The following is a 376-nucleotide window of genomic DNA, read 5'->3' on the forward strand; positions in this document are numbered from 1 at the left end:
GTAAAGCACTTTAAGTTGGGAGGAAGGGCAGTTACCTAATACGTGATTGTTTTGACGTTACCGACAGAATAAGCACCGGCTAACTCTGTGCCAGCAGCCGCGGTAATACAGAGGGTGCAAGCGTTAATCGGAATTACTGGGCGTAAAGCGCACGCAGGCGGTCTGTTAAGTCAGATGTGAAATCCCCGGGCTTAACCTGGGAACTGCATTTGAAACTGGCAGGCTTGAGTCTTGTAGAGGGGGGTAGAATTCCAGGTGTAGCGGTGAAATGCGTAGAGATCTGGAGGAATACCGGTGGCGAAGGCGGCCCCCTGGACAAAGACTGACGCTCAGGTGCGAAAGCGTGGGGAGCAAACAGGATTAGATACCCTGGTAG

1 rRNA gene is annotated in these 376 nt (G+C 52.4%); it reads left to right on the top strand.

The window, feature by feature from the left end:
• Positions 1–376 (top strand): 16S ribosomal RNA (locus tag AC1DT6_RS40670); the annotation flags it as partial.

This window comes from Cupriavidus sp. 01L45, assembly GCF_056399885.1.